Source organism: Streptomyces sp. P17 (genome assembly GCF_032436805.1).
Taxonomy (GTDB): Bacteria; Actinomycetota; Actinomycetes; order Streptomycetales; family Streptomycetaceae; genus Streptomyces.
In genome coordinates this window covers 1-270 of the sequence record NZ_JAVRBF010000858.1, presented here as the reverse complement: position 1 = coordinate 270, position 270 = coordinate 1, and the positions used below count along the sequence as shown (strand labels likewise).

Annotated in this window: 1 protein-coding gene; it reads right to left on the bottom strand. The window is 70.7% G+C overall.

From position 1 onward, the window contains the following. Positions 1–270: hypothetical protein (locus RMT89_RS43240; protein WP_315889236.1), on the bottom strand; the 270-nt coding region annotated here is incomplete at both ends.

Sequence of the window (270 nt, the reverse complement as noted above, 5' to 3'; positions counted from 1 at the left end):
GCAGTGTTCCGACATGGACGAGATCGCGATCGCGCAGGTCCCGGATCGTCTCGGCCACGAGATCGCCGTCCGGACCGGCCGTGAGCGACCGCTCCGAGAAGAAGCTGTCGTGCCGCACGCCGAGCAGCCGGAGGTCCTCCCGAATCAGCTCCATCATCGCCCGCACGGCCGCGTCGCGGAATGGCGGGAGCCATTCGGCCTCCGGCCGGCCTGCATGTGCGGGTCCGTGCTTGTCGGCGAGCGCCTGCCCGACCGGGACGAGGTACTCGC